This window comes from Alkalibacillus haloalkaliphilus C5 (assembly GCF_000269905.1).
GTDB classification, from domain to species: domain Bacteria; phylum Bacillota; class Bacilli; order Bacillales; family Alkalibacillaceae; genus Alkalibacillus; species Alkalibacillus haloalkaliphilus_A.
This window is the reverse complement of the sequence record NZ_AKIF01000151.1, coordinates 1-7,053: the sequence shown is the minus strand read 5'-3', so window position 1 is coordinate 7,053 and position 7,053 is coordinate 1. Positions and strand designations below refer to the sequence as shown.

General features: G+C 35.1%; 10 protein-coding genes. 2 read left to right on the top strand and 8 right to left on the bottom strand.

What is annotated here, in order from left to right; translation table 11 throughout:
* Window positions 1–32 precede the first annotated feature (32 nt).
* The gene (locus A194_RS19885) at window positions 33–167 is read left to right on the top strand and encodes a YqzM family protein (protein WP_029425287.1); all 135 of its coding nucleotides are present in this window, start codon (window positions 33–35) and stop codon (window positions 165–167) included.
* Window positions 168–225: 58 nt separating this feature from the next.
* On the opposite strand, the gene A194_RS0113395 is transcribed toward A194_RS19885, so the two are convergent.
* The 3 genes from A194_RS0113395 to A194_RS0113385 all read right to left on the bottom strand — a co-directional run bounded on the left by A194_RS0113395 (window position 226) and on the right by A194_RS0113385 (window position 3,698).
* On the bottom strand, window positions 226–2,463 hold the full coding sequence (locus A194_RS0113395; protein WP_083834308.1) for a DNA internalization-related competence protein ComEC/Rec2: 2,238 nt from the start codon (window positions 2,461–2,463) through the stop codon (window positions 226–228).
* A gap of 3 nt (window positions 2,464–2,466) precedes the next feature.
* The gene (locus A194_RS0113390) at window positions 2,467–3,036 is read right to left on the bottom strand and encodes a ComE operon protein 2 (RefSeq protein ID WP_017187327.1); all 570 of its coding nucleotides are present in this window, start codon (window positions 3,034–3,036) and stop codon (window positions 2,467–2,469) included.
* Between the two features lie 62 nt (window positions 3,037–3,098).
* The gene (locus A194_RS0113385; protein ID WP_017187326.1) at window positions 3,099–3,698 is read right to left on the bottom strand and encodes a helix-hairpin-helix domain-containing protein; all 600 of its coding nucleotides are present in this window, start codon (window positions 3,696–3,698) and stop codon (window positions 3,099–3,101) included.
* A 57-nt stretch (window positions 3,699–3,755) separates the two neighbouring features.
* On the opposite strand from A194_RS0113385, the gene comER reads away from it, so the two are divergent.
* On the top strand, window positions 3,756–4,592 hold the full coding sequence (gene comER, locus A194_RS0113380; RefSeq protein ID WP_017187325.1) for a late competence protein ComER: 837 nt from the start codon (window positions 3,756–3,758) through the stop codon (window positions 4,590–4,592).
* Window positions 4,593–4,671: 79 nt separating this feature from the next.
* On the opposite strand, the gene A194_RS0113375 is transcribed toward comER, so the two are convergent.
* The 5 genes from A194_RS0113375 to A194_RS18555 form a co-directional block, all read right to left on the bottom strand.
* The gene (locus A194_RS0113375; protein ID WP_017187324.1) at window positions 4,672–5,406 is read right to left on the bottom strand and encodes a class I SAM-dependent DNA methyltransferase; all 735 of its coding nucleotides are present in this window, start codon (window positions 5,404–5,406) and stop codon (window positions 4,672–4,674) included.
* Between the two features lie 9 nt (window positions 5,407–5,415).
* Window positions 5,416–5,760: a ribosome silencing factor gene (gene rsfS, locus A194_RS0113370; protein ID WP_017187323.1), complete on the bottom strand. Its 345-nt coding sequence runs from the start codon at window positions 5,758–5,760 to the stop codon at window positions 5,416–5,418.
* Between the two features lie 3 nt (window positions 5,761–5,763).
* Window positions 5,764–6,345, bottom strand: coding sequence for a bis(5'-nucleosyl)-tetraphosphatase (symmetrical) YqeK (yqeK, locus tag A194_RS0113365; protein WP_017187322.1), 582 nt, complete (start codon window positions 6,343–6,345; stop codon window positions 5,764–5,766).
* Complete coding sequence (locus tag A194_RS0113360; protein ID WP_017187321.1) at window positions 6,335–6,895, bottom strand: nicotinate-nucleotide adenylyltransferase; 561 nt, start codon at window positions 6,893–6,895, stop codon at window positions 6,335–6,337. Before A194_RS0113360 ends, yqeK begins: the two co-directional genes overlap by 11 nt.
* Before the next feature lie 15 nt (window positions 6,896–6,910).
* The coding region (locus A194_RS18555) for a YhbY family RNA-binding protein (protein ID WP_017187320.1) at window positions 6,911–7,053 on the bottom strand (143 nt) is incomplete at its 5' end.

Genomic DNA, 7,053 nt, shown 5'->3' with positions numbered 1-7,053 from the left:
CTTATACTGATAGTGATTTAGGAGGGATGGTTGTGAACGAATTCGAACAGGATGTACAGTCCAAAAACAATGATGTAGTTGATTCCATTAAAGGTTTTGGCTTCTCGTTCATTTTCTTCTTTACAATCTTTGCAATTGGTACGATTTTCACACTGTTTGCTAACTAATTGAATGATCGTGTCATGTAGAAAGGGGCTAATTATTAGTCCCTTTTTCTATTTTATATTATGGAATAAAGGGCTTTATCGTACCTTGTCCATCTTCAATTTTTATCGTAATAGCTCCATGCAGGTCAGTTCTATAAACTTCATACCCTTCAGTTAACAACCGTTCAAAAACTAAAGGAGTTGGGTGGTTATATCGATTATTCCGCCCAGCTGAAATAATCGCAACTTCAGCTCCTACAGCATTTAAAAATTTCTCATTAGACGAAGTATCACTTCCATGGTGGGCTACTTTAAGTAAATCCACTTCACTTAAGTTATATTTACGAGCAACATCAAGCTCTACTGATTCATAAATATCACCAGTAAATAACGTTTGATGACCGTCATATTCCAAAATAAGCACATTGGAACGTTCGTTTTCACTTTTTAAAAGAAATTCATTGGACTTTTCTGGTGCCATAACGAACAGTTTCGCACCTGCTAAATCAAGATTGATTCCTTCATAAATCGGTATTAATTGCTCCATACTTTCATCATCTAAGTATTCTTGTTCCTCTATAAACGGATGTGAAAATATATAGTTTGGTTTAAACTCATCGATTAGTAATTGAGCAGATGCTACGTGGTCAAAATCAAAGTGGCTAATAAATAACGCATCAATTTGACGTATCCCATTAGACCATAAGTAAGGTTTTATAATACTTGTATAGTTACGATTATAATCGCCATCAAAGGGATAAATCACTTCTTCACCAATGTCTACTATGAATACTCCTCGCCTGTTTGGAAGTTCAACCACAATTGCTTCTGCTTGGCCGACATCAAGCATCGTTATTTTGTAAGTTGAATCATAAAATGGCGCGTATTGCTCTATAAAAAATACACATATGGCCAAACTGCCGAATAAGGCAGCTATTTTCAATTTATTTAAATCCCAAGCCCGCATCATTAGAAGCAAAAATAAATAAAACGCAATAACCGTTATTAAGCTTACTTCTCCAACTACCCATATCGCGAACTCAGGCTCACCAATCCGTACAACCATTGCATGAACGGCTTCTTGTACATTCAAATATAGCGTTTCGATTAAATTTGACACATTACGAGGGAGTACAACCGCTACGACTAACATTAAACTTACCGGAATAGCAAAAAAGGTGTAGTAAGGTACAAATATTAAATTGGCTAGAAAAGATAATACATTTGTGAAGTAGAAATGATCAAATTGAATAGGTAAAATAGCTAACTGACTAATTAAGCTAACTTTCAATGAGATCAACAACCAATGGTCTTGTTTTAAGAAGTTTTTAGACAAAACTAAGGATAATGTAACGATGAATGAAAACTGGAAGGCAAGCTGGTACACCAAGTATGGGTCAAACCATAAAATCAATATTAAGACTACGGAAATGACATCTGTAGTATCCAACTTTTTATGGATCATTGAAGCCAATAATATTATTAGAGCCATGAACCCAGCTCTTAAAACAGGTGGGTTAGCACCTGCTATGACGATATAAAACGGGAGTATAGCTATTATAAACCACTTAATATACTCATTTGGCAGCTTAAATATATAGTGTAAAATCACATATAAAAATGCAATAAAGAAACCGACATGTAAACCTGATATGGCTAATAGATGGGATATATTCCAAAATTGAAACGCATCCAAAACTTCATCTGAAATATAAGAACGGTCTCCAAAAATTAATGCTTTTAACCACGCATTTGTCTGATCTGTATATTGGTTTTCTAATTGTTCAACTAAAAAATGTCTTACAGAGAAAAAGTGTGACCATAATGGAGCCGAATGACAATCTAATATTTGAGGGTTATAAGATAGACCGATTATGCCTTGCTTCTTTAAAAACTCGCTATAATCAAACTGACCTGGATTTGTAGCTGGCTGTGGTGGTGTAATTTGCCCTTTGAAATTACAAGTTGAGCCGTATTTCAAAAAGTAAGAAGGATCATTCAAACGAGCTTGAACCTTATAGCCATCTTCAAGCTCTAATGTATACTGAGTATAATAATCCGTAACGTTAACATCAGAAACTATACGAACTTCACCTTCATAATACTGTTCTGATTCGATCAAAAATAGATCGTCAATTTTCGGGGAGTGTAACGTGGAAATGATGTAGAGGAAGATTGATAAAGCCAACAACAATTGTTGATGCTTTATATATGAAATAAACAAATATATACATAAAACAAACAATATAAAACTAATCGTTGTTGGCAAATATCCAATTAAGTAGAAGATAACAAGTATATAAAGCTTTCCCCGCATAGTTTAATCAGCAAATGTAAATAATTGATTCGCTTTCAGCTTAAGTTCTTTAATTTCTTCCTCATCTACCCCGTTCGCTTCCAACTTCTCAATTAGAGATGTTATAAAATAAAGCTTGTCTTTCGTATTTGTGTCGATATGTAAGTAATCTAATTCGACTTTTTCAAACTGTACACCAGCTTCATTCAACAGTTCAATTGCATAAGGATTATTTTTATAATCATGTGCATAAAAAATTTTCTGAATTCCACTTTGGATAATGGTTTTACAACAATTTAAGCATGGAAAATGAGTGACATACATTTCGGCACCTTCCGTTTCTACACCAAACTTTGCACATTGCAAAATGGCATTCACTTCAGCGTGTATGGTTCTAACACAGTGTCCATCAATTACTTTACACCCTTCATCAATACAGTGAACACTACCAGATGGACTTCCGTTGTAACCACCTGCAATCACACGTTTATCCCGAACAATTGTCGCACCTACAGCTAGCCTTGCGCATGTACTCCGCAAAGCTAATAAGGTACTTTGCGACATGAAATACTGATCCCAAGAAATCCTCTCCATATGTCATACCTCCTTGTAGTCATTTTAATTCGTTGTTACAACATAGTAAATAAACAATTCAATTAAGGAACAATAATATCTTCTTTAAAATTCTCTAACGTTTTCTCACCTATACCACTTATGTTTAATAAGTCTTCGACAGATGTGAAAGAACCATGTTCTTCTCGATATTCTATGATTGTTTGGGCTCTTTGTTCTCCTATTCCTGGCAAAGACATTAACTCTTCTACAGTGGCAGTATTCACTCGAATTTTCGAACCATCCGAACCATTATTCCCCTGAGTAACAGCACTGCTTGAACCTTCTTCCTCTTTATTAGGAACATAGATTACCATTTCATCATAGACCAACTCCGCTAAGTTGACAAACTTGGAATCAGCTTCTTTTGTAAAACCGCCAGCAAGCTCAATTACATCGACTACTCTTTTTCCTCGTTCAACATGATATACCCCCGGACTTTCGATTTCCCCTTTAACATCAACAGCCCATTTTTCCCCGTCAACTTCTAATCCTTCTTTCTCAAGTTCATTTTGCTCCTCAAGCAGTAGAAAAGAGTTATTTTCATTTTCTATAGCAAGTTCTTCATCACTGTGTAATATAAAGTAAAAAACAATCATAAAAATAATAATAACTACTACTAACCACTTTTTTGGAATTAACATGTTTTTAACCTTCTTTCATATAAATGAGGGTAAGTTCGTTTTTAAGGGAGGATCCTTATGAATTGGGGAATTATCGGAACAGGAAACATGGGAACAGTTATTATGAATGCATTAATAAAAAGTAATGCAGTAGATGAACGGAATATTTATGTCAATAACCGCACGTTTTTGAAAGCTTATCAACTAAAAGACGATTATCCAGGCATTCATGTCCTACAAACAGTAGATGCGATTGCTGATACGTGTGATGTTATTTTCTTATGTACAAAACCGAAAGAAATCGTTTCAATTGCTCACCGTCTTAACGGACAGTTGAATGAGAAGCAATTAGTCGTTTCTATTACGAGCTCAGTATCTGTTAATCATTTAGAGCAACTATTAGGATGTCAAACTGCAAGAATGATTCCGAGTATAACGAACCGTGTCCTACAAGGAACAACTCTTCTTACCTTTGGTTCAACAATTACAGAAGAAATGAAACAAATGCTCACACAAACTTGTAAATTGTTCTCTTCTCCTCTTGAGATTGATGACCAATATGTTAGAGTTGCCTCTGACTTAGTTTCATGCGGGCCTGCTTTTATAAGTTACTTATTACAGTCAATGATCAAAGCAGCACAAGAAGAAACTGGATTAGATGAGAAAACAGCAACTCAACTCGTTGAAACAATGATGATTGGTTACGGCAAACTGTTAGATGAAAATTTATATGATTTAAATTCTTTAAAAGAAAAAGTTATGGTAAAAGGTGGTATTACTGGTGAAGGGATGAAAGCCTTAGAACTTTGTGTTCCAAATGGTTTAAATGAAGTATTTAAAGCGACCCATCAAAAATTCTACAATGAGCAAGGCCATGCTGATGAGTTGGTCAATCAATTAACGACAAAAAATTAGTATACTATTTATTTTAATTAAAAACTTAAAAAAAGCAACCAAAATGTGAAAGGCTGATTTTCAAGTTTTGGCTGCTTTTTTATTTTTGGCAAATAAAAAATATTCTGTCTGCATCTTCTCTATACTCTAGGCTAAAATCCGAACAAACGGTAACTTTATGAAAACCGATCGAGCTAAGAATTTGTTTGTATTGTTCAACTGGAAATGTTCGCTGTTTATGCGTTTCATCAAAACGTTTGTACAATCCGTGGTCAGTTTGCACAAAAAACGTTAAATCGTGGACAACTTCATTTGGGCGTTCCGTTTCCTCACAAAACCATACGTAACTAACGTCTTCTCTAACTTCAGAGAACATTTCTGAATCTAACAAGAAATCGATGTAACCTTGACTGTGTATGTCAAAAATGAACAGACCACCATCTGTTAAATGTTCGTATATTTGATTAATGGCCTTAGTTAAGCTATTTTCATCTGTTAAGTAATTTATGACATCACAATAACTAACAATAAGATCAAAAGCTTTATTTAGTTGAAATTCAGTTGCATCGGCTTTTAGGAAATGTACTTCATGTTCATTTTCCATTTTAGCCATTGCATGATCAATCATTTCTTCCGATTGATCAAAAGCTGTCACTACATATCCTTGTTGTGCAAGCCGAATTGACAATTCCCCAGTACCACAACCGACATCTAACAAACAGTTAGGAGTTTGTTTTGAACAATATTTAATGGCCTGTTTAGTGAAATCAACCCACTGATCATAAGGTGCATCATTCATTAACTCATCATATACTTGCGCCATTTCTTTATACATAAAAGACCTCTAGACGGTTAGAGCAACTTGATCAGCATCGCCCCATAGTTTTTCTAAGTTATAGTAGCCGCGTTCTTCTTTATGGAAAATGTGGACAACAACATCGTCTAAATCAACTAAAACCCAGCGCGCTTCGTCTTTACCTTCAATCTTCTTCACTTCTATACCTTGTTCTTCAACCGCTTCTTTAATACCTTTACTAATAGCATCTACTTGTCGCTCGTTTGTGCCATGACAAATTAGAAAGTAATCAGCTATTAAGGATAACTCTCTCATATCTAAAGCAACTAACTCTTCTGCACGTTTGTCATCACATGCTTTAGCTGCTAATTGTAATAATTCATGACTATTCATGTATTAGTTACCTCCATCTTTTTTTATTGATTTCGTTAATTCATTATATGCTTGAAACGTATCAGGATAGATAGGTTGTTTTTTATCAATTAAAAATAAAATTGATTGCTTCAATGCGTACTGACAAGCGCGATCTAGGTCATGTTGCGCCAAGTCCCGCGCTTCATATACAGCATCAAATTGGCGCCCAGGTTCAATGTAATCCGCTAAAAAGATAATCTTTTCAACTAATCCCATCTTAGCTCTACCTGTAGTATGCCATCTGACTGCATTTAAAATGTCTTTGTTTTCAATCATAAACCAATGTTGAATCATTTTTGCACCGACAGGACCATGCCACAGTTCATGGTGATAATCGATTAAATCTTTAGGTATGTCAATGGATGTTTCAATCCAATACTGCAGTAATGACTTATCCATGTGCTTAGCATAATCATGTAAAGCTGCTGCAATACCAACATTGTATTGATCTGCATGGTATTTTTCTGCTAGACTTAATGCTGTTTCAGTGACTCTTTCAACATGCTCATATCTCTTAGTCGGTAGAACCACCTTCGACTTTTGTAATGCATAATCAACTTCCATATAAGCCATGCTCCTTTATATAATCGTACACCTTAATTGGCAAACCTTCAGGGTGCTCATGTCGTTTGATTTGCTCACGAATGACTGTCGATGACACATTTATTTCCTCCATGTTAACTTTTAAAACTGATTGGTCAATAAAATCCGAACCAGGTCGAGTAACTCCAACAAATTGGATCATAGTTTTCAGTTCATCAATGGCATACCACTTAGGTAAATACTCTACCATGTCACCACCGATTATAAAAAAGAACTGACTATTTATTTCTCGTTCTTTCAATATTTTGACTGTATCAATTGTATACGACCGACCTCTACGTTCACTTTCCACTGTGGAAATTTTCAATTGAGGTTCATGACTAATTAAGTATTGTAACATGTTTTTACGGTGTTCAAATGAAGCCTCAGGTTGTTGTTTATGGGGTGGTTGATAAGTTGGGATTAACCACACTTCATCTAAGCTCAAACTACTTAAGACCGTTTTACATATTGTTAAATGGCCAACATGAGGGGGATCGAATGTGCCGCCGAATAACCCTATTCGCTTCATTGTCTATACCTACCTTTACGGTAATTCGATTTGCTTATTTTCCATCGATTCACGATACAACACAATAATATTCCCGATGATTTGTACAACACGAGCATCGGTACCTTTAGCAATTTGATCTGCTAAATCATGTTTATCTTCAAAGTTATTTTGTAAGA

Coding starts and splice junctions, on each gene's coding strand:
- yqeK (WP_017187322.1), bottom strand. CDS start 6,345: ATGGAAGTTGATTATGCATTACAAAAGTCGAAGGTGGTTCTACCGACT.
- A194_RS0113375 (WP_017187324.1), bottom strand. CDS start 5,406: ATGTATAAAGAAATGGCGCAAGTATATGATGAGTTAATGAATGATGCA.
- rsfS (WP_017187323.1), bottom strand. CDS start 5,760: ATGAATAGTCATGAATTATTACAATTAGCAGCTAAAGCATGTGATGAC.
- A194_RS0113385 (WP_017187326.1), bottom strand. CDS start 3,698: ATGTTAATTCCAAAAAAGTGGTTAGTAGTAGTTATTATTATTTTTATG.
- A194_RS0113390 (WP_017187327.1), bottom strand. CDS start 3,036: ATGGAGAGGATTTCTTGGGATCAGTATTTCATGTCGCAAAGTACCTTA.
- A194_RS0113395 (WP_083834308.1), bottom strand. CDS start 2,463: ATGCGGGGAAAGCTTTATATACTTGTTATCTTCTACTTAATTGGATAT.
- A194_RS0113360 (WP_017187321.1), bottom strand. CDS start 6,895: ATGAAGCGAATAGGGTTATTCGGCGGCACATTCGATCCCCCTCATGTT.
- comER (WP_017187325.1), top strand. CDS start 3,756: ATGAATTGGGGAATTATCGGAACAGGAAACATGGGAACAGTTATTATG.